Origin of the sequence: Shewanella goraebulensis (assembly GCF_030252245.1) — a bacterium.
Classification (GTDB): Bacteria; Pseudomonadota; Gammaproteobacteria; order Enterobacterales; family Shewanellaceae; genus Shewanella; species Shewanella goraebulensis.
In genome coordinates, this window is the sequence record NZ_CP126972.1 from 4,793,780 (window position 1) to 4,813,432 (window position 19,653).

Annotated in this window: 18 protein-coding genes; 13 read left to right on the forward strand and 5 right to left on the reverse strand. The window is 39.8% G+C overall.

Going from position 1 to position 19,653, the window contains the following annotated elements; genetic code table 11:
- Positions 1-126 precede the first annotated feature (126 nt).
- On the forward strand, positions 127-582 hold the full coding sequence (locus QPX86_RS20205; protein ID WP_285163745.1) for a GNAT family N-acetyltransferase: 456 nt from the start codon (positions 127-129) through the stop codon (positions 580-582).
- An 892-nt stretch (positions 583-1,474) separates the two neighbouring features.
- Here the strand turns inward: QPX86_RS20205 and QPX86_RS20215 are convergent.
- Together QPX86_RS20215 and QPX86_RS20220 are read right to left on the reverse strand one after the other, a co-directional pair.
- Positions 1,475-3,604 carry a sensor histidine kinase gene (locus QPX86_RS20215; protein ID WP_220752580.1) on the reverse strand — a complete coding sequence of 710 codons (2,130 nt, stop codon included), beginning with the start codon at positions 3,602-3,604 and terminating at the stop codon, positions 1,475-1,477.
- A gap of 3 nt (positions 3,605-3,607) precedes the next feature.
- On the reverse strand, positions 3,608-4,990 hold the full coding sequence (locus QPX86_RS20220; RefSeq protein ID WP_220752581.1) for a sigma-54-dependent transcriptional regulator: 1,383 nt from the start codon (positions 4,988-4,990) through the stop codon (positions 3,608-3,610).
- 300 nt (positions 4,991-5,290) lie between these two features.
- On the opposite strand from QPX86_RS20220, the gene QPX86_RS20225 reads away from it, so the two are divergent.
- The 8 genes from QPX86_RS20225 to mutM all read left to right on the forward strand — a co-directional run bounded on the left by QPX86_RS20225 (position 5,291) and on the right by mutM (position 12,443).
- Positions 5,291-6,112, forward strand: coding sequence for a substrate-binding domain-containing protein (locus tag QPX86_RS20225; protein WP_220752582.1), 822 nt, complete (start codon positions 5,291-5,293; stop codon positions 6,110-6,112).
- Complete coding sequence (locus QPX86_RS20230; protein ID WP_220752583.1) at positions 6,112-6,819, forward strand: ABC transporter permease; 708 nt, start codon at positions 6,112-6,114, stop codon at positions 6,817-6,819. The genes QPX86_RS20225 and QPX86_RS20230 overlap by 1 nt, the downstream gene beginning before the upstream one ends.
- On the forward strand, positions 6,816-7,526 hold the full coding sequence (locus QPX86_RS20235) for an ABC transporter ATP-binding protein (protein ID WP_220752627.1): 711 nt from the start codon (positions 6,816-6,818) through the stop codon (positions 7,524-7,526). Before QPX86_RS20230 ends, QPX86_RS20235 begins: the two co-directional genes overlap by 4 nt.
- On the forward strand, positions 7,510-8,094 hold the full coding sequence (gene mobA / locus QPX86_RS20240; RefSeq protein WP_220752584.1) for a molybdenum cofactor guanylyltransferase MobA: 585 nt from the start codon (positions 7,510-7,512) through the stop codon (positions 8,092-8,094). The genes QPX86_RS20235 and mobA overlap by 17 nt, the downstream gene beginning before the upstream one ends.
- A 39-nt stretch (positions 8,095-8,133) precedes the next feature.
- Complete coding sequence (locus tag QPX86_RS20245) at positions 8,134-9,948, forward strand: bifunctional molybdopterin-guanine dinucleotide biosynthesis adaptor protein MobB/molybdopterin molybdotransferase MoeA (RefSeq protein WP_285163746.1); 1,815 nt, start codon at positions 8,134-8,136, stop codon at positions 9,946-9,948.
- Between the two features lie 23 nt (positions 9,949-9,971).
- Entirely contained in the window at positions 9,972-10,958 is a 987-nt protein-coding gene (moaA, locus tag QPX86_RS20250; RefSeq protein ID WP_285163747.1) for a GTP 3',8-cyclase MoaA, read from the forward strand.
- Between the two features lie 170 nt (positions 10,959-11,128).
- Entirely contained in the window at positions 11,129-11,584 is a 456-nt protein-coding gene (locus QPX86_RS20255) for a hypothetical protein (RefSeq protein ID WP_285163748.1), read from the forward strand.
- A 43-nt stretch (positions 11,585-11,627) separates the two neighbouring features.
- Positions 11,628-12,443 carry a bifunctional DNA-formamidopyrimidine glycosylase/DNA-(apurinic or apyrimidinic site) lyase gene (gene mutM / locus QPX86_RS20260; RefSeq protein WP_220752588.1) on the forward strand — a complete coding sequence of 272 codons (816 nt, stop codon included), beginning with the start codon at positions 11,628-11,630 and terminating at the stop codon, positions 12,441-12,443.
- An 83-nt stretch (positions 12,444-12,526) separates the two neighbouring features.
- Here mutM and coaD read toward each other — a convergent pair whose 3' ends face one another.
- Complete coding sequence (gene coaD, locus QPX86_RS20265; RefSeq protein ID WP_285163749.1) at positions 12,527-13,021, reverse strand: pantetheine-phosphate adenylyltransferase; 495 nt, start codon at positions 13,019-13,021, stop codon at positions 12,527-12,529.
- A gap of 165 nt (positions 13,022-13,186) precedes the next feature.
- Here coaD and QPX86_RS20270 point away from each other — a divergent pair, with 165 nt between their 5' ends.
- Complete coding sequence (locus QPX86_RS20270; protein ID WP_285163750.1) at positions 13,187-13,996, forward strand: glycosyltransferase family 2 protein; 810 nt, start codon at positions 13,187-13,189, stop codon at positions 13,994-13,996.
- Here the strand turns inward: QPX86_RS20270 and QPX86_RS20275 are convergent.
- Together QPX86_RS20275 and QPX86_RS20280 are read right to left on the reverse strand one after the other, a co-directional pair.
- Positions 13,990-14,757, reverse strand: coding sequence for a glycosyltransferase family 25 protein (locus tag QPX86_RS20275; protein WP_285163751.1), 768 nt, complete (start codon positions 14,755-14,757; stop codon positions 13,990-13,992). The genes QPX86_RS20270 and QPX86_RS20275 overlap by 7 nt on opposite strands.
- A 208-nt stretch (positions 14,758-14,965) precedes the next feature.
- Positions 14,966-15,832, reverse strand: a complete 867-nt coding sequence (locus QPX86_RS20280; RefSeq protein ID WP_285163752.1) for an adenylyltransferase/cytidyltransferase family protein — start codon at positions 15,830-15,832, stop codon at positions 14,966-14,968.
- A 410-nt stretch (positions 15,833-16,242) separates the two neighbouring features.
- On the opposite strand from QPX86_RS20280, the gene QPX86_RS20285 reads away from it, so the two are divergent.
- The 3 genes from QPX86_RS20285 to QPX86_RS20295 all read left to right on the forward strand — a co-directional run bounded on the left by QPX86_RS20285 (position 16,243) and on the right by QPX86_RS20295 (position 19,429).
- Positions 16,243-17,310 (forward strand): CDP-glycerol glycerophosphotransferase family protein, encoded by a 1,068-nt coding sequence (locus QPX86_RS20285; RefSeq protein ID WP_285163753.1) that lies wholly within the window; start codon positions 16,243-16,245, stop codon positions 17,308-17,310.
- A 138-nt stretch (positions 17,311-17,448) separates the two neighbouring features.
- The gene (locus QPX86_RS20290; protein ID WP_285163754.1) at positions 17,449-18,555 is read left to right on the forward strand and encodes a glycosyltransferase family 9 protein; all 1,107 of its coding nucleotides are present in this window, start codon (positions 17,449-17,451) and stop codon (positions 18,553-18,555) included.
- 25 nt (positions 18,556-18,580) lie between these two features.
- Positions 18,581-19,429, forward strand: a complete 849-nt coding sequence (locus QPX86_RS20295; protein ID WP_285163755.1) for a glycosyltransferase — start codon at positions 18,581-18,583, stop codon at positions 19,427-19,429.
- Positions 19,430-19,653: the final 224 nt, after the last annotated feature.

Sequence of the window (19,653 nt, forward strand, 5' to 3'; positions counted from 1 at the left end):
TAACCAATGCCGCCACCACACTGGTACGATGAGTTATAATGCGCCAGTGTTTTTTGCTGTTAGCAAATTAAGCCTGCTTATATTCACGCATGCCTTTGTTTAGTTGACAGCCCAGTGGAAAATAAAATGTTAAATATCCAAATTCAAGCTCACACAGAGCTCACAGCAGAAGTTGCTGAACAATTAGCAGCGTTAACTGCTCGCATCCATGAACTAGACCACGCTCAATCTATTGAATCGTTACAACAGCGTCTAGCAAACAAGCCATGCTTGATCTTATTTGCCTATGTTGAAGGTGAATTAGCTGGTTTTAAATTGGGTTACCAGACTGATGAAGACTGTTTTTACAGTTGGTTAGGTGGTGTTGAGGCTGACTTTCGTCAATTAGGTTTAGCCAAGTCGATGCTTGAGTACCAAGAGAAATGGGCTACTAAACAAGGATTCCGTCGCCTTGAGGTAAAAACCCGCAACCAATTTAAAGCGATGCTAAACATGTTAGTTGCAAATCAATATCAGATTACTCAGGTTGAGCGTCATGACAACATAGATCAAAACAAACTTTTTTTACAAAAAACATTGTAAAAATAGGTGTTTATCCAAAAAAACAAAGAGTGTAGTTACTTGTTATACCGATTAACAATAATGTTGAAATTAATTGACTAATTAACTTGCAAACGCAAATGATAATGATTACTATTTAGTTGCGTTCCAAAACTCAGTTAAGATTAATAGCTTCATCTCCTATTAACCCCTCTGAGAATTAGCACATCATTGCTCAAACACTCTTTGAAGGCCAGGCTCATCACCTGGCATTTTTTTGCCTAAAATTTAATAACTTAAATTTATTGCTACCCAAATCATCAGCTCAAATTTAACTCATATTTTTATTTTCAAATGCCCAAAACTTGATTAAATCCCACTTAACGTCATGTTTTAAATGTAATTTTAGTCTTTGTTGCTAATTAAATATTTAAACTGCAGGTGTAAAGAGAATGTAAAGTTGTTAATAAACATCAATAAATGATTGCAAACGATAATGAGAATGATTACTATTTATGTGCGTTCCAAAGCTCAGTTTAGTTAATAGCTTCATCTCCTATTAACCCTCTGAGTATGCAAGCACGACATTGCTCACACACTCTTTGTGGCCGGGTTCATCACCCGGCTTTTTTTTGTCTAAAATTTAATACGAGCTAGGGTCTGTTGGTCTTTGCTGGTTAAGTTTTTTTTCGAATAAAAAGCGTTTTAATTAAGGTGGGTGGATTGATGCCTAGTCATCTAAGCAACTCTTCATTTAAAAAGATTCATCCAACAAAGAGTAAAACACTTTTTGTCGAATCCTTTGGGCAAGGTTTGTTGGCGATTTTTACTGCGTTATCGACTTTTTATGTAGGATAACTACACCACAAAGTCTCTGCCTTGTATAATTGGCCAACAATTCGCCGCAAAAATAACCTTGAAAGATCAACAGGCCCTAAACTATCGTGTCGTCAACTGCGCCAAAGTGTAATCCATCATAAGGATTATCAGCCTGCTCTTCTTTAGCCTTATGATAAATACCAATGGTAAATACAGTGCCTTTACCAAGAGTGGATTTCACCTCTATCGTGCCACCTATACGTTTAATAATACCGTAGCTAAGCGATAGCCCTAAACCTGTACCGTCTTTACGCGTGGTATAAAAAGGGTCAAAAATGCGGCTTAAGCGTTCTGGCGCAATACCTACCCCTTCATCTTCTACTTCAACTTTAACACCAACAATTTTTCCACTCTCAATCCAGTCGTCAGCCCTAATCCAAATTCTACCTTTACTCTCAATAGCATGCGCAGCGTTGACCACGAGATTAATCAACACTTGAATGACCTGTGGACGGTTAACCTGCACTTCTGCAGTGGTATTGATTTGCTGAATAAGCTCAACTTTTTGCTTTTCAATTGAATGACGGACAAGTACCAATACTTCTTCAATCATTGACTCAACTTGATGCATTTCAAGCGGGGCATTGAATTCACCAGGGCGGCTATATTGCAATAAACTACGAATAATCGTGCTTATTCTGCCCACCTGCTGGATCACTAGCTCAATTTCTTCTTCAACTACATTTGCATTGGGGCCTAGCTCATACTTCATCAACTCCATGTTCCCCAAAATCACTGCAGTAGGGTTATTAATCTCATGGGCAATACCAGCAGTTAACTCACCTAATGCGGTCAGTTTTTCGTTAGTAACCAGCTGTTGACGGGTTTCATTCAATAAGGCAACGTTACGCTGTAACTCTTCAGTTTTATCTTGCAAGCTTCGTGTCCGTTCTTCAACTTTGACTTCAAGCTGCTCGGCTGCAGACTGGATCTGCAAGTTACGGCGCTGCAATAAATCCAGCATATGATCAAATTGTTCAGCCAGATTAGAAAGCTCATTGTCTCTATCTAGTCCAAGCTCTCCAATGCGCAAATCACGCCCAGACTGAACAGCCTTTACCACATGGTGAATACGTTCAATCGGTTCCAATAAACTGTTTGCGCCACGATAAACTAGAAAGCCAGAAACAAGCAGCACTAACATTAAAATAGTGCCTAATTCGATGATGTTTAAGATATAGGTATGAATGAATGGCGCTTCAGAGAAGCCGGTGTAGATCATCCCAATACGATTGCCACGGATGTCAACTAACGGCGAATAACCCGAAATAAACCAATCATTAAGCACAAAAGCGCGATCAACCCATGGGGTTCCGTCAATCAGCACTTTCTGGCGAACTTCTTCTGAAACCAATGTTCCTAATGCACGAGATTGAAGATCTTTTCGTGGTGCAAACATATCCATCGGCACGTTAGTACTAATGCGCGCGTTGTCTAAAAATATGGTGACAGTACCAATTGAACGCTCCGGAAGCGTGCCTTTGTCGTAAACAAGGTCGCGAATATGGTCGACAATAGCGGTGTCACGATTAAACAAAGTTGCACCGTCTAAATACCAGCTAACTTGACCTGTTTTATCTGGAATTGGCAGCAGTGTCCGGCTTAACATGCCCCTAGTTTCCGCAAGCTTTGTAGGCTCTTCTGCACGCATAGTTGCAGACAATGGAACCCTTGCCAGTTCAGCCAAATTCGGATCTAGCCTGTCTAATCGTTTAGCAGATAACACCATTAAGCCTGAAAAGGCCTTATTTTCAACTCTAGGCAACATCTGACGTAAATCGGGATCGGCATTGGCTTCTTCTAGCCTAATTAAACGTAAAACGTCTAGCTGGAGAATATCTTTTTGCTGTTTAAGGTATCGATTGAGCGCGACTAATTCGCTCTTATTACCTTTATCGACCTCTAAGAAAGCATTTTGAAAGTCCCAAGATTCACTGACATTATACAACTGAATTTCTTGCTGCTTTTGCACCTGCTCTAAAGTATTAGTGGCCACAGTCAAATCAGCTTTCACTTTCATAAACAGCTGCTTGCCCGTGTAACTGATATTCCAGTAAATAGTGATAAAGACTAGACTAATTAGGGTAAGTAAAATGGGTAGCAAGGTTAAAATCAAAATGCGATAACGCACCTTGGCCTGCATTTGCTGCCAACTGACTCCAAAAAACTGACTAAAAGCTGACACGATTTAGTCTTCCTTATCCGATTCGATTTCGAACCATTCTTTATATTTTCGATCCAGTGTTTTACGAGAAACACCAAGATCCCTTGCAGCTGCGGACTTATTGCCGCTATGGGCATCAACAACACTCATAACATGCTGCTTTTCAACTTCCTTAAGTGGCCAACTTAGTGGATAGCCCGCTTGTGCCACTAATTCAGTTTGTTCATTTTTCTTCCAATATTCTGCTGGTGGCTTACCCAATAGAATACAACGCTCAATCATGTTTCGTAGTTCACGTATATTGCCTGGCCACTCATGTTGTTGCAGTACTTGTAAGTCTTCATGACTCCATACGACTTCTTTTACCCCAAGCTCACGAGCCAGTTGCCAGGTAAAGTGATGGGTTAACTCAATCACATCTTCAGGGCGAGTACGTAGCGGCGGAATTAAAATATTCAGGACATTTAAGCGGTAATATAAATCGCTACGGAAATTACCTTCGGCCACTTCTTCCGATAAAGTGCGGTTAGTTGCAGCAACGACTCTGACATCGATAGCGACTTCTTTCTCACTACCAACAGGTCTGATTGCTTTTTGCTCAAGCACTCGCAACAATGCCGTTTGCATTTTCATTGGCATTTCACCAATCTCATCTAAAAAGATCGTACCGCCAGTGGCAAAGTGGAACAAACCTTCACGATTACCTTTTGCACCAGTGAAAGCACCGGCTGTGTGACCAAATAGCTCACTGCCTAGTAACTCAGGGGCTATTGCTCCACAGTTAACTGGCACAAATGGTCCTGTACGCCCGCTTAGCTGATGCAATTGGCGTGCGACAAGCTCTTTACCTGTACCAGATTCACCTTCAATCAATACCACTGCATTTGTTGGCGCTACTCGTTCAATAACCTGCTTCACTTCTATCATCGAATCACTATTACCTATCATAGTGGTTGAATGGCCACTAGACAGCTCTCGACGGAGCATAAAATTTTCACGCTTTAATAAGCGGCGTTCAATACAGCGGTCAACCGAAGTCATCATTTGCTCTAAATGAAACGGTTTCATGATAAAATCTGAGGCGCCAGCTCGCAGCGCTTTAATCGCCACATCCATATCCGCATAACCGGTCATGAAAATAATGTCAGAGCGGCGCTCTTTTTCATTTAACGCTTCATGCCATTCAATCCCTGAACGATCAGGTAAACGAATATCGACAATTAATAAGTCAAAATGGCCGCGGCTACGAAGCTTTTCAGCTTCCTCAATAGTGGATGCCGTTTCGACTAACGCAAACTTCTTTGATAGTGCCTTTTTAAGGAAGCTGCGCATTCCTGGCTCATCATCAACAATCAATACCGAAACAGCAGTAGGTAACGGTTTTGAATTTGATTCATTATTGTTCATAGGGCTTCTACTTTGGACATTTTGACTAGATTTAACATTATCGTACCACTAAAAAATCACTAGTGGGTCAGTTTGCCCTACAGAATTTGAACTGTGGGACAATTTGTCTGTAAACCTTTGATTCATCATGAGACCTTGATCACAATTCCATTTTTGTCGTGATCAGCATATTCTTGCAACAAATTGGCACACTAATTGCCTTTACCCAATTGTAACGGGTATATATTTACCCTCATTTTCGAAATACATTAATTGGCACGGCTTGGTGCCTTTGCAGTTTAGTATTTTCAAGGAGCTAGAATGTTTAATTTTAAATCAGGGTTAACCGCAGTAATCGGTATGGCACTTATGGGAAGCACAATGGTAAGTGATACCGTTGAAGCAACCGAAGTCATCAAGTTAGCCACAACCACCAGCACAGATAATTCTGGTCTTTTACGCGCTATTTTGCCAACGTTTGAAGCGGAATCGGGTTACAAAGTACAAGTGATTGCAACCGGCACGGGCAAAGCATTAAAGCTTGCACGTCAAGGAGATGTAGACGTTGTGATGACTCATGCTCCTGCTGCTGAAGCTAAATTTGTCAATGAAGGTTACGGTACAACCCCTCGTGGAATTATGGAAAATGACTTCGTTGTTTTAGGTCCTAAAGATGACCCAGCCAAAATGTCAGGCAGTAAAGATGTGGTTGAAGCGTTTAAAAAAGTTGCAACAAATAAAAGCACTTTCATCTCTCGCGGAGATAATTCTGGCACCAACATGAAAGAGCTCGCAATTTGGAAAGAAGCTTCTGTAACACCAGATTTTTCAGGCTATACTTCTATTGGTCAAGGCATGGGTAAGACTTTACTGATGGCAGATGAAAAACAAGCGTACACATTAACTGATCGTGGTACGTTTGTTGCTTACAAATCTAAATTAGATTTAGCAATTACTTTTGAAGGTGGTGCTGCATTAGCCAACCCTTATCAAATCATGCTAATTAATGCAGAAAAATATCCTGAGTTAAATCATCAAGGAGCGAAAGCATTGAGCGATTGGTTTATTAGCCCGCAAGCTCAGCAGATGATTAACGATTTTAAAGTTCAGGGAGAACAATTGTTTAAGGCAACATATAAGTAATGAATGAAGGCTGGTTAGCCCTAATGCAGCAAGCTTTTAGCTTGCTGCTTTCTTTAGACCCAGACGTATGGTCTATCATAAGTGTTTCTTTTTCGGTTTCTTTTGCGGCATTAATCATCACATTAATTCCGTCGATCATGCTTGGATTTTTACTCGCCTCTTACCAATTTCCTGGACGTTGGTTTGTCACTAATATCGTCCAAACATTACAATCTATCCCTACCGTCGTTATAGGTTTACTTGCCTACTTGTTACTGACCCGAAATGGGCCTTTAGGTGACTTACGCTGGCTGTTTACCCAACAAGGTATGATCCTTGGGCAAATGATGATTTGCGCTCCGGTATTAATTGCTTTATCACAAGCCGCTTTTAGCAGCATTGATAAACGTGCTTATGAAACATCACGTACATTAGGAGCTTCATGGCAACGTGCGATATGGACTGTTTGTCGTGAATTACGCGTACCATTATTACTTGCTGTTATCGCTGCATTTAGCCGTATCCTTACTGAAGTGGGCTGTTCGATGATGGTCGGCGGTAATATTTTGCACCATACTCGAAATATTCCCACAGCTATTGCACTTGAGACCAGTAAAGGTGACTTTGCCCAAGCGATTGCTTTAGGTCTAGTATTATTAATTTTAGCCATTGTGATTAACTTCGCTATCGGCTCTTTGCGTGGTAAAGCCATGCCTAGGAGTCAATAATGACCGCTAAACTCATTGCAAAAGATATCCGTATTAACTTTAAAGAACGCGAGCTATTTAAGTTTGATGGCTTATCTTTTTGCGAAGGTGACGTGATTTATCTTCAAGGGGATAACGGCAGCGGCAAGTCAACTTTGATGAAATTAATCGCGGGCATCATTAAACCCAGTTCTGGTGAAGTGACCGCCACAGGGTTTGCGCCTAAAAAGTGGTGGCAGTCAAATTCATTACTTGGCAAAGCGGTATATTTACATCAACATGCTTACCTGTTTGATGGTTCGGTTGAATACAACTTACGCTATGCTCTGCCGAAAGGCCATTATAGCCCACAAGAACAGCAAGCCAGAATTAACCAAGCAATTGAAATGGCACAACTTGGCTCACTACTAAAAAGTGATGCTACTGATTTATCTGGCGGAGAAAGGCAACGCTTAGCTCTTGCTAGAGCATGGATATCCCAACCTAAGTTGCTCATGCTTGATGAACCTATTTCTAACATGGATAAACAGTCTCAAAAGCTAGTTTTAGCCATGATTAATATTTTAAAACAACAAGGTACAGGCTTACTAATTAGTAGCCACCAAACCTGTGGGTTAACAGCTTTGTGCCAAAAACACTGGCATATTTCAGAGCAAAAAGTTGTTGAAAGTAACCATATACCTCGCTTTGAGCAGTCTCAGGAGTTTCACTATGTCAGTGCAAATTGATGCGGTGATTTTAGCTGGCGGTATGGCCAGAAGAATGGGTGGTATCGACAAGGGCTTAGTAGAACTCAGCGGCAAACCGATGATCGCCCACACCATCGAACGTGTAAAGCCTCAAGTTGATCGTATTATGATTAATGCTAACCGCAATCAAGAGCAGTATTCTGCTCTTGGGTTTAATGTGATAAGCGATAAAGAAAGCGGTTATTTAGGCCCATTAGCGGGAATGGTCACAGCCATGGGGAATACCCAGGCTGACTTACTACTTGTAGTGCCTTGTGATAGCCCTATGCTACCTAACGATTTATGTGAGCGTATGCATGCATCTCTAAAAGATGCCGACGCTGACATTGTGGTTGCCAGCGATGGTGAGCACCAACAGCCTGTCGTCATGTTATTAAAGCCGCATTTGAAAGATTCAATGCAAGCTTTTCTTGATGCTGGCGACCGTAAAATTTTCCTTTGGTATGAACAACACAAATACGTCGTCACCAGTTTTGCCGACCAACCGAATGCATTTGTAAATGTGAATACACTTGAACAAAAACTTGTCATCGAGAATGCCAAATAACCTGTGGCAACACAGCGATAAGTCAACAATGAGGTCTTTATGAGTATACCGTTTTCCAATCCGCTTAATATTCCAGTTCTCGGATTCTGTGCCTACAGTGGCACCGGTAAAACCACCTTATTAAAGCAATTGATCCCTGAGCTTAATCGCCGTGGTGTTCGTTTAGCTGTCATTAAGCACGCTCATCATAATTTCGATGTTGATATCCCTGGTAAAGACAGCTACGAAATGCGTAAAGCTGGTGCGAAGCAAATGTTGGTTGCCTCGCACGTTCGCTGGGCATTAATGACCGAAGATGCTGTTGAGGGTGATCCGCAGCTACCGCATTTATTAGCACAAATTGAAGCTGATAAAGTGGACATCGTTTTGGTCGAAGGTTTTAAAAAGCTCGAATTACCAAAAATTGAATTACACCGAGCAGCACATGGTAAGCCACTTATTCATACCCACGATGATAATATCGTCGCTATCGCTTGCTGTGATGACACCGAAACACCAGCAGAACTCACTCGCTTAGATTTAAACAATGTCGGCCAAATCGCAGACTTTGTTATTGAGTATCAAACAAACTGGCAAGCTCCTGATGTTGAGTTACCAATCCCAACTAAAGCCACGCCTGTTTCTAATGAGCAAAAATTCTTATCGGTTGCTCAAGGTTTAGAGCAATTAATGGCGATGGTTACACCACTAACTGACAGCGAGCACGTTTCGATTGATGACGCATCAAATCGTGTTTTGGCCGCTGATGCTATTTCGCCAGTGAATGTACCGCAACAAACGAACTCGGCAATGGACGGCTATGCATTTGCTTATAGCAAAGATAATAGTCCTAGTAATCCTGTTGCTCCGCTTAAGTTAATGGGGGAAGTCCTAGCGGGTCACGAATACCCAGGCACCTTAGCTGCTGGCGAAGCGGTGCGTATTATGACAGGCGCAACTGTGCCACAAGGTGCAGACACAGTAGAAGCTCGCGAACTGGTAATCGAGCAAGATGGCCAAGTACAGCTACAAGGTAAAATTCTTGCAGGTCAACATGTTCGTTTAGCCGGTGAAGATATTGCAAAAGATGCACTTGCTCTAGCAAAAGGTCACCGCCTACATGCCGCTGAACAAGGTTTATTAGCCTCATTAGGGCTACCAAAAGCCAATGTGGTTAAACAGCCGACTATCGCTGTATTTTCAACGGGCGATGAAGTCAGCCAACCAGGTGAGCCATTAAAAGCGAACTGTATTTACGACTCTAACCGTTACACCATTAAATCAATGGCGCAAAAGTTAGGCTGTAAAGTCATCGACCTAGGCATTATTGAAGATAGCGAAGCCGCATTAACAACAGCTTTATCTCAAGCAAGTGTTGATGCCGATATTGTTATCAGCTCAGGTGGCGTATCAGTAGGAAATGCTGACTACATCAAAACAGTACTCGCGAAGATTGGCGAGATTAACTTCTGGCGCATTAACATGCGCCCAGGACGACCTTTGGCATTCGGTAAAGTAAATGACAGCTTGTTCTTTGGTTTACCAGGTAACCCAGTGGCGGTAATGGTGTCATTTTTACAGTTCGTGCAACCTGCCATTCGTAAGCTTGCTGGCGAAATCAACTATACGCCACAGTATTTGCCGGCGGTTACCGATAGTATCTTGCGCAGTAGAACTGGACGAACTGAATTTGTTCGTGGTCAATATTATCTAAACAATGATGGACGTTTACATGTTGCCTCAACAGGGGCGCAAGGTTCAGGGATGTTGAACTCAATGGTCAAAGCAAACTGTCTGATTGTTATCGGCGAAGCCGAAGATTCAGTTATGCCAGGCCAACAAGTCTACATTCAGCCTTTTGCTGAACTGTTATAACTAACTAAAAGATGTGCTAATTCATGAGTTTAATAGTCGACAAGTTTAACCGAAAAGTAGAGTACTTACGTTTATCGGTCACTGACCGTTGTGATTTTCGCTGTGTTTATTGTATGAGTGAAGATCCAAGCTTTTTACCTAGAGAACAGGTATTAAGCCTTGAAGAACTTGCATGGATTGCACAGGCTTTTACCGAGTTAGGCGTGAAGAAAATTCGCTTAACTGGCGGTGAGCCATTAGTTAGAACCGACTGCGATAAATTAATTGAGTTACTCGGTCAACTGCCGGGCTTAGATGACTTATCGATGACCACTAATGGTTCACGCTTAAGTAAACAGGCTCAGCCAATGCATGATGCAGGCCTTAAGCGCCTAAACATCAGTTTAGATACCTTAAACCCTGATCTATTTACCGAAATGACTCGCAATGGCAAAGTCGAACGTGTGATTGCGGGAATTGATGCCGCAAAAGCTGCAGGCTTTAAGCACATTAAAATCAATGCGGTAATTTTACGTGGTAAAAACGATCATGAAGTCATTGATTTAATCAATTTCTGCCGTGAGCGAGAACTCGACATCGCCTTTATTGAAGAAATGCCATTAGGTGTCATGGACGAGCGTAAACGCAGCCGTCACTGCTCAAGCGAAGAAGTCAGAGGTATCATTGAAGATACTTACCCATTAATCCCTTCAAGTAAACGTACCGGTGGCCCAGCTCGTTATTACAAGATGGCCGACAGTGATATCCATATCGGTTTCATTTCGCCTCACAGTAACAACTTTTGCCACGAATGTAATCGCGTTCGCGTGACAGTAGAAGGTCGTTTATTGTTATGCTTAGGTAATGAGAACTCAGTTGATTTGAAATCAATCGTCCGTGAATTTCCTGGCGATATTGGCAAACTTAAAGATGCTATATTAGAAGGCATACAACACAAACCCAAAGAACATTATTTTGGCACGGATGATGACGTGCAAATCTTACGTTTTATGAACTCAACTGGCGGCTAGTGAACGTCAACCTCAGTTAACGAAAGGTGATGCCGAATAATGCATCACCTTTTTTATTATCTTTAATGCTCATTAAAACTAACATTGCACTCGCTAAACTAATCACTTTTTGCTCAACACCATTTTGCTATACACTATGTCTTACAATAGAAATCATAATGCATTAGTTTATGGCGCTATCTCGAAAAAAATGGAATAACATCCTCATCATAGCCTGCGTATTCATGGTCGCAGTGCTAACCTTCATTGATTCCAAAACCAACCAAATGCCTGAGGATGCCCACGCATTATTTGATGATCAAAACCAATTAACCCAATTACAATTTAGTGGTCTTTGGCTTAATAAATCAGATAAAAAATGGAGTTGTGAGGAAACGGTATTGAACTGTCAGCCTTTAGCGACAGCTTGGTCTGAACTGGTAATTTCAACCATTAATATGACCGAGGATGAGCTTAAATTGTTGCCGTCCCCGTTACCATTGAGCATTGCAATTAACCACCAGCCGCAAGCTCAACATTGGCAATACTATCCACAGCAAGGCTTATTGCGGTCGGCAGCTGAGAACTGGTATCAAATTCCGCCAAGTTTACGAAGTGATCTAATACCCGTTATCTCTAGTAGATAACCTAATAAAAAACCATATTTAAACGTCACTGACATGGATACTTATGCCTGAATTACCCGAAGTTGAAGTCACCAAACAAGGTATATCTCCACACCTTGTGGATCAGACTGTTCGAGATCTCGTCATTAGAAATGCCTCTCTACGCTGGCCAGTGCCTGACATCTGTAAAAACATCATTGGCCAAACGATTAAACAAGTTCGTCGCCGTGCGAAGTATCTCCTTATCGATACCGATGCGGGCATTACGATAGTACATTTAGGCATGTCAGGAAGCTTACGTATATTGCCTGCCAATACGCCCGTTGAAAAGCACGACCATATCGACCTAGTGTTAGAAAATGGTCGAGTACTGAGATATAACGACCCTCGCAGGTTTGGCGCTTGGCTTTGGTACGAGCTACCAGAAGAGGCTCATCCGTTGCTGATAAAACTCGGCCCTGAACCCCTAAGCGATGACTTTAACCCACAGCAGTTACAAGCAGCATTAGCCAACAAGAAAAAAGCCATTAAGCTATGCCTTATGGACAACCATATCGTCGTTGGCGTTGGGAACATTTATGCCAATGAGGCGCTATTTGCAGCAGGTATTCATCCACAAGCAGCGGCAGGAAATATCGATATAGAAAGACTGACGATATTAGTGAGTGAAGTAAAACAGATCCTTGCGCAAGCAATTAAGCAAGGTGGCACCACGTTGAAAGATTTTACCAATGCCGACGGTAAACCTGGCTACTTCGCTCAAAAGCTCCATGTTTATGGCCGCGGTGGTGAAACTTGTACCGAGTGCGGTAATTTGCTCAGCGAAATAAAGCTCGGCCAGCGCACCACCGTATTTTGTGGGCAGTGCCAAACACGATAACCTTGTAACCATACCTTTAGAAAAAGTAAAACAAAAAAGCCTCAACTTGATTTTCTCGTTGAGGCTTTTTAAGAACTAAGAGACTATTTTGTTTTGTTGTTTTTAATTTTTTGAATGACAGAGCTGGCAACATCAGCATGAACAAACTGGCTCACATCTCCACCGTGCAGCGCAACTTCTTTCACTAAGGTTGATGAGATAAACGAATTCTCTTCAGCCGGAGTCAAAAAGACACTTTCTAGATCAGGGCTTAAGCGACGATTCATATTGGCCAACTGAAATTCATACTCAAAATCAGACACAGCACGAAGTCCCCTGACTAATACACTGGCGTTTTGCTCTTTAGCAAAATCAACCAGTAAGCCGGTAAAACCCACGACTTCAACATTATCAAGATGAGCAGTAACCAAGTTTACTTGAGCTACACGTTCTTCAAGAGTAAAAAGAGGTTGTTTTGAAGGGTTTGAAGCAATGCCGATAATCACATGGCGAAACAATTTCGCCGCTCGCTCAATCAAATCAGCATGTCCATTTGTGACAGGATCAAAAGTACCCGGATAAATCGCGCGTCTATGCATTTAGAATATTCACTATTAAATTAATACAAGTTAGTTTATCAGTATCAAATACTCTCATCAAAGATTGATTTACCTAACCTGTGTGATTTTATGACACATATCTAGTCATTTATTTTATTGAAATGGTAAAATGAAATAACTCTTTTACCCTACAAAAAGCCTCGAATGCCTGCCACCTGCTCACTTATCATCACCACATATAATTGGCCAGAAGCGCTAAATAAATCTTTAGAAAGCTGTCTATTGCAAACCATAACGCCCATTGAAGTCATTATTGCCGATGATGGGTCAAAAGAAGAAACGAGGGAGCTGATAAAATCCTATCAGGCCAAAAGTCTTCCTTTTAACTTAATCCACTGTTGGCAAGAAGATATAGGGTTTCGAGCAGCTCAGAGCAGAAATAATGCCATTAATGCGGCCTCAACTGACTATATAATTTGTATAGATGGCGATATTATTTTGCACCCTAATTTTATTGAAGATCATATTCTCCACGCAAAAAAGAACCAAGTTCTTGCAGGCAAACGCGTGAGATTATCACAACGCTTTAGCCAACGGGTTATTTCATCAAATGAACAAGTTTCACCTGTCTCAGCTTTATTCTATTCAGAAAGAGGCCGCAAAAATGCGATTCGCTCCACACTCCTTAGTCGCTATAGAAGTAAGGTAAGTAGGGATGCTGACAGTGTATTCAGTTGTAATTTTAGCTTTTGGCGTCAAGATGCTATTAACGTTAATGGATTTAATTGTGACTTTATTGGTTGGGGTGCAGAAGATAAGGAGTTTTGTATCCGCCTTATTAATAACGGAGCGGTAAAAAAGCAGTTACAACATTCAGCAGTCTGTTACCACCTCTATCATCCAGAGTTATCTCGCCAAATGGCTGATATAAATCAAAAGATATATGATGACGCCATTTTAAAGCAATTAACTCACTGTAAAAATGGCCTCACCACTATGGGGACAGCTTACTGATTATGTGGCAACTTAGGTAACAGGCCTCTATTAAGCCTTACATTTATTTCGAAGTTGACCTTTTGCCAAATACGCTTTAGTGGACGTTTTTTAGCAAAACTTCTGTTTTCTAAAGAACCTATTTCACTCTCAAAATCGGCTTCTAATACTGGAAATGGTCTAACAACAAAGCAGTCCAATTTTTTTTCAAACCAATATTGGATATCAATATCCACAGGCCTTGCTATAGGCATTGCTGTTGCTAATAATTTTTTAGCACCCGTTAATGAAACAAACTGCCCTCTTGTTGAGGATGGCAGTTTCAAACAAGTGCCTAATGAGAACTGGTCATTAAGCGCAATCGGATCAATCACTTCTTTTTGCTTACGACCATGGCACAGCTTGATGTAGTCCCACTTTTGTTGCAGCTTCCCAACACTATCAATTAAGTCACTCATACCTTTATCGAGTATTGAGTCATCTTCAAGTATCAACGCATAGTCAATGTGATTATCAACCATCTTATTCCAGCAATTAACATGGCTCAAATAACAACCTAACTCACCAACATTAAGCACTTTGTCATATTTTGCCAAGTTAGTTTTCTGATCGAAAACTCGATTTATTTCTGAATCAGATAATTCTTTACCATACACTGCTGGCACTCTTTCATACTCAATGTTTAACTGAGTAAATTGTTGCCGCATAAAAGTCATTCTATCGGTACTTTTATCTAAATTAATAACGAACACTTTAAACTGCATAATGTCTCTGTTTTCCATCCATGGCGTCATTTTATCATTTGCCGATATAATCCATGACGTTCGAGATCATGGGACTTTAGTCATTTAAATTTATGTTGTAAGTAAAAATCTAAAACTCGAAAATATCACGTTCTCAGCCATGCAAGTCCAACAATACGGTTAACCATTAATATCAACCCCATCTAATGATTAAGCATATTGGTTTGAATGAATACTACCTATTAGTTTAAGTAACTGAATTTGGTGTTATATTTAACTTTTGCTTTAACACGGTTGAACTCACATTGGGAGTATAATCAAAATACTCCATTTCACATGTGACTTTGGGGTACTTTCCTTTCCAGTCTGAACCAACTGAAATAGCATCTATATTGTATTGGTCAACAATGTCTTGCTTATTTTTATCAACTTGCGGAATAACCTCATCAACAAATCGATTGGCCTCTAAAATTGAAATCCTTTCTTCAAAAGGAATAATCGGAGGGCGCCCTTTCGACTTAATAATAAGTTCATCAGTGGAAACACCAACGATTAAATAATCACAAAGTTCTTTGGTTTTCTTAAGGATGTTTAAATGCCCTTGATGAAAGATATCAAAGCAACCTGAGGTATACATTCTTCTATAAGGTTTTTTAGCGTCAGTAACAACAGCTTCTGCCACATTGCAAAAATCACTCTTCAATGTTTTAAGTAGTTCATCTCTATAAATTGCTTCTAGCTGCAGCTCGTCGGCCAAACTTGGCGCTTTAGGCCAATGACTGTCTACAAACTCTTTTCCGCAAAAATCAACTGGAAACTCATAGCGAGGGATAATATGAAAGTGAACGGCAGGATCCACCATCATCAACATTAAATAATTTACTTTATTACAATCAAAACGGTACTTTAATACCTTTTCAATATCTGAAATGATTAGTTTCTGCTCATCTGAAGCCGCGTTTGAAATACCAGAGTAATAATGAACACTTTCCTTACAGACCAATACCATTGAACCAAGTGTAGGTTGTCCTGGTCTTAGTAGTAGGTTCCAATGCTGATAGCTTTTTATCAAACTTGCAGGGTAATCGAAAGTTCTCAGGGTAGATTGAGGCATAGTAAAAGTGTCTTCTTAGAGTGAGGTGGATATTTTAATTGAATTCGGTTTAAGCGTCTATAAAGAGCCTTAAACTCTGCTTATGTTCGTTTAGACAAGCTGCTATCAATTAAGTAATTTCTTTCGATTGTCTTATATCATTGAGCTAAATGATTTTTTTGACAGCTTAACTTTCCATAACAGTAGTTTATATTAAACAATCTTTAAATTTGAAAACTTCAGCAATTCTTTAACTTTCAGAAAGATTGTTACATAATGGATAATAACTAGAGTGCTAAACACTGATTAAGTGAGGTTCAATGTGATCCTCACCTCATTAATGACTCCTTTTTTCGACCAAAATAATAAAGGCCGCTTTGATTTTATCGGCTTTGAAGCTCCCAATAGAAATACTTTTTAAAGAGAATGCTATGCTAATCGTGTTTGACACATTGAACGTATATTACTTACCCCAATATGTTCCAATCATCGAACAGCTTAAAAAACGAAATCATAACGTTAAGTTAATTTGTTATAGCAATAAAAATGATCAAAAAGCATTCTCAAACACCATTAATGATCTCAATGTAGATTGCCTCTGGGTAAAAGATAAACATGAAGCTAAGCAAACTTATATATCACTAAAACCTGATTGGATATTCTTTGGTAATGAGTGTGACTTCCTTGATGAAGTTCATCAATATTCTAAAACTGCACAATTAGGTCATGGCGTCGGCCCTAAACCTAGTTATTATCACAAATCAAAAACTCCAATGACGGTTAGATTTATTGAAGGTGAGCTGAGATTAAATAAAATCAAAGAGTATTATCCTAATGATACTTTTATCCAGGTGGGGTTCTCTAAGCTAGATCCAATGTTTAACCAAACTGAAACAGGGTTTGATTTATCCGCTTTAGGTTTGAGTCCAGATAAACAAACCATCTTGTATGCGCCAACCTTTAACCCAAGTTCATTAGAATGCTTTCCAGATAACTGGCCAACAGATTTCACTGACTACAATATTTTAATTAAACCTCACTCGCTAACTCAAGTCAGAGAGCAATATAAAAAACAACGAGAAAAGCTCGCCGAATGGTCTAAATACGGCAATGTATATGTCGCTAAAGAACAAGATATTTCCTTACTACCATTTATGAAAAATGCAGATATTTTGCTCAGTGAAGCATCAAGCACTTTATTTGAATTTGCGGCATTAGGTAAGCCTGTAGTGGTGTGTAATTTTTTCAAATTGAAATGGTCTTATCGTGGCATTTTCAAATATCGTTTCGATAAGCGATTTGGTAAAGACAACGTTTTATATTCTGATATTGGTTATCACGTAAATGATTACCGCTCATTACTTTCTGCAATCCCTCAGCAATTGAATCAACCAGATGAGTTTAAAGAAAACCGTCTAAAATACACTTCGGATCATGTGGGCCCGACCGACGGTTTAGCATCAAGTAGAATTGTCGATTATTTAGAGCTAAACGCCTAAAATATTTTATTTCGAGTCATAACAAACTGAAATGAAAGTATATGGTGCTTCAATTTATCACTATTTTGATTATACGATTTTAATCATTTGACTTTCAGGTTATGCTTTATTATTACTTTTAAAGCATTAAACCTACATATGTCTATCATCTCTTCTGAACAGTTATCAAATAGCAAACGCTTGCTATTTATATCACCATTTGCATTAGGTGATTTTCTCTATTTTAAAACTTTTCTTATTGCTCTCAAGCTTCAGTACCCTCATATAGAAATTGATATCTGGTTAGATGACAACCGTTGTAATACCGATGCATGGCGTTTGTCACGCAGTAAGATTTTACAGCAGTGGATGGAAGCTGAAGGAGTGTTTAATCAAAGTTATGGTTGTACTGACTCTGTGAGTGCTCGAGACTCTCAAATTAAGCAAGCTAATCAAAGAAATTACGACATCATTGTTTGTCATTCGCCGGGCAGTAAAGCAAATCAATTTTCTGATATTGCCAGAAAAATATCCCCTAAAGCCTTTGTCGTATCCAGTGTTTCCAAAGCGCCGTATAAAGGGTTACTTAACTTCGTGCTATTTCGAAATAGCGATAAGGTGTATCAGCTCGATACGGACTCATTGACGGCTAATCACCACATTACAGATCGCTTTATGAAAGTAATGAAGAGTATTTTTGGTTTGCAACTTTCAAAAGAGCAAATGATGCCAAATTTAGTTGTCCCGGACCAAACGACAACTGACTCAAAAGGATGGCTAGCTGACAAATTTCCAACGACAAATGGTAAACTCTTCTTTTTGAATCACCTATCAACAAATACTAAAAAAGACTGGCAATTAACTCAGCTATTCTCTTTGATAAATTCGCTTGAACAAACTGACAAGGGTCATAGATATATCATCAATGTGACACCAGAAAACTTCGAAGCAGTGAAAACTGCAGCGCACGCATTTTCACAAGAAAATAATATCCAATTAGTGGTGTTTACTGTTGATAAGCACTTCTTTGAATTACCTTCATTGATTGCATTATCTGACTTTGTAATAACAGTCGATACCGCAATTTTGCACTTTGCATTTGCAGCTAAACGTCCGCTTTTAGCCATGATGCGCCAGAAAAAACCCTATTGGGCTCCGCCAGCGAGCAAACAGTCTCACGTTTTATATGCCGTTGAAGGTAAGGGGCATGTGTCAGATATTAGTGTTGAAACCGTTTACCAGCAATATCTAACAATGGTTCACTAATATTAAGGGTTAAAAACAGATCAAGATGAAAATAGCAATATTTACTCTCGCCATAGGCGATAACCCAATGTATCGCGCCGCCATCGATAGTTTCAGTTCCTACGCTGACAAAGTAGGCGCTGATTTGATTGTTTCAAACGAGCTACATTATCAGCTTAACGTTAAAAATAAATACTACGATGCAAGTCCTGCTTGGTCTGAAAAGTTATATATAGCCGAGTTATTAAAAGAATACGATAGAGTGCTATATATCGACGCCGATATGATTATTACACCTTGGGCGGAAAATATATTTGAACAGTATAATTCTTTAGAGACTGTGTATATGTTCAATGAAGGGGCATATAAAGATCGCTCTGAACATGCCAACAAAATAAGTAGTATTTTAGGTGAAGTAGACTGGCCTACTCTTGATGATGCCATGGTTTACTTTAACTCTGGTATGATCTTAGTTTCTAAACAATCAAACTTATTCATCAATGCAAGTGCAGAAGAGATGCAAAAGGTATGTAACGAGGTAAAGTTTTACGACCAAACTTACATAAACTATCTTATTTTTCGAGAAAAAATTAAGTACCAGTGTATCGATAAATCATTTAATAGAATGCCTCTGCTTGGCTTAGAAGGCTATAAAGAATCGAGCTTCATTCATTACGCAGGCAGGGGGTATCGCGAAAAAATACCTATGCGTGAACTAAAATATATTATTGATTATTGTGACTTTTTTTCAAACGAGTTATCGGAACAAGCCAAGCTTGAGTTTAAGCAGCAGTCATGGCACTGGTACATGCTTAAGCAACACAGAAAAACTAAACTGCCCATTCCTTTTTTAAGCGCAGTTTTTGGGCTTTTTCATCCTCAACATAAATATTAATGCCCAGACCTCTGTTAAGTTAACTACACCAATTGATTGCAATAATTTAATAGAGGTTAACAAGCAACATGACGCTTTGGCCTAAATGATAGAGCGAAACAATGAGACCACTGTCATTAAATTTCACTCAGGTCATATAACAATACATTAATTCTCACCTATAATTCTCAAACCACAAGTTAAACACAAGCAGCATGACCTGCTAGTTACCTTTTATCACTCAA

Excerpts from the sequence above, each read along its gene's own strand:
- QPX86_RS20205 (WP_285163745.1), top strand. The coding sequence starts at position 127 with ATGTTAAATATCCAAATTCAAGCTCACACAGAGCTCACAGCAGAAGTT.
- QPX86_RS20220 (WP_220752581.1), bottom strand. The coding sequence starts at position 4,990 with ATGAACAATAATGAATCAAATTCAAAACCGTTACCTACTGCTGTTTCG.
- QPX86_RS20225 (WP_220752582.1), top strand. The coding sequence starts at position 5,291 with ATGTTTAATTTTAAATCAGGGTTAACCGCAGTAATCGGTATGGCACTT.
- QPX86_RS20230 (WP_220752583.1), top strand. The coding sequence starts at position 6,112 with ATGAATGAAGGCTGGTTAGCCCTAATGCAGCAAGCTTTTAGCTTGCTG.
- mobA (WP_220752584.1), top strand. The coding sequence starts at position 7,510 with ATGTCAGTGCAAATTGATGCGGTGATTTTAGCTGGCGGTATGGCCAGA.
- QPX86_RS20245 (WP_285163746.1), top strand. The coding sequence starts at position 8,134 with ATGAGTATACCGTTTTCCAATCCGCTTAATATTCCAGTTCTCGGATTC.
- moaA (WP_285163747.1), top strand. The coding sequence starts at position 9,972 with ATGAGTTTAATAGTCGACAAGTTTAACCGAAAAGTAGAGTACTTACGT.
- QPX86_RS20255 (WP_285163748.1), top strand. The coding sequence starts at position 11,129 with ATGGCGCTATCTCGAAAAAAATGGAATAACATCCTCATCATAGCCTGC.
- mutM (WP_220752588.1), top strand. The coding sequence starts at position 11,628 with ATGCCTGAATTACCCGAAGTTGAAGTCACCAAACAAGGTATATCTCCA.
- coaD (WP_285163749.1), bottom strand. The coding sequence starts at position 13,021 with ATGCATAGACGCGCGATTTATCCGGGTACTTTTGATCCTGTCACAAAT.
- QPX86_RS20270 (WP_285163750.1), top strand. The coding sequence starts at position 13,187 with ATGCCTGCCACCTGCTCACTTATCATCACCACATATAATTGGCCAGAA.
- QPX86_RS20275 (WP_285163751.1), bottom strand. The coding sequence starts at position 14,757 with ATGGAAAACAGAGACATTATGCAGTTTAAAGTGTTCGTTATTAATTTA.
- QPX86_RS20280 (WP_285163752.1), bottom strand. The coding sequence starts at position 15,832 with ATGCCTCAATCTACCCTGAGAACTTTCGATTACCCTGCAAGTTTGATA.
- QPX86_RS20285 (WP_285163753.1), top strand. The coding sequence starts at position 16,243 with ATGCTAATCGTGTTTGACACATTGAACGTATATTACTTACCCCAATAT.
- QPX86_RS20290 (WP_285163754.1), top strand. The coding sequence starts at position 17,449 with ATGTCTATCATCTCTTCTGAACAGTTATCAAATAGCAAACGCTTGCTA.
- QPX86_RS20295 (WP_285163755.1), top strand. The coding sequence starts at position 18,581 with ATGAAAATAGCAATATTTACTCTCGCCATAGGCGATAACCCAATGTAT.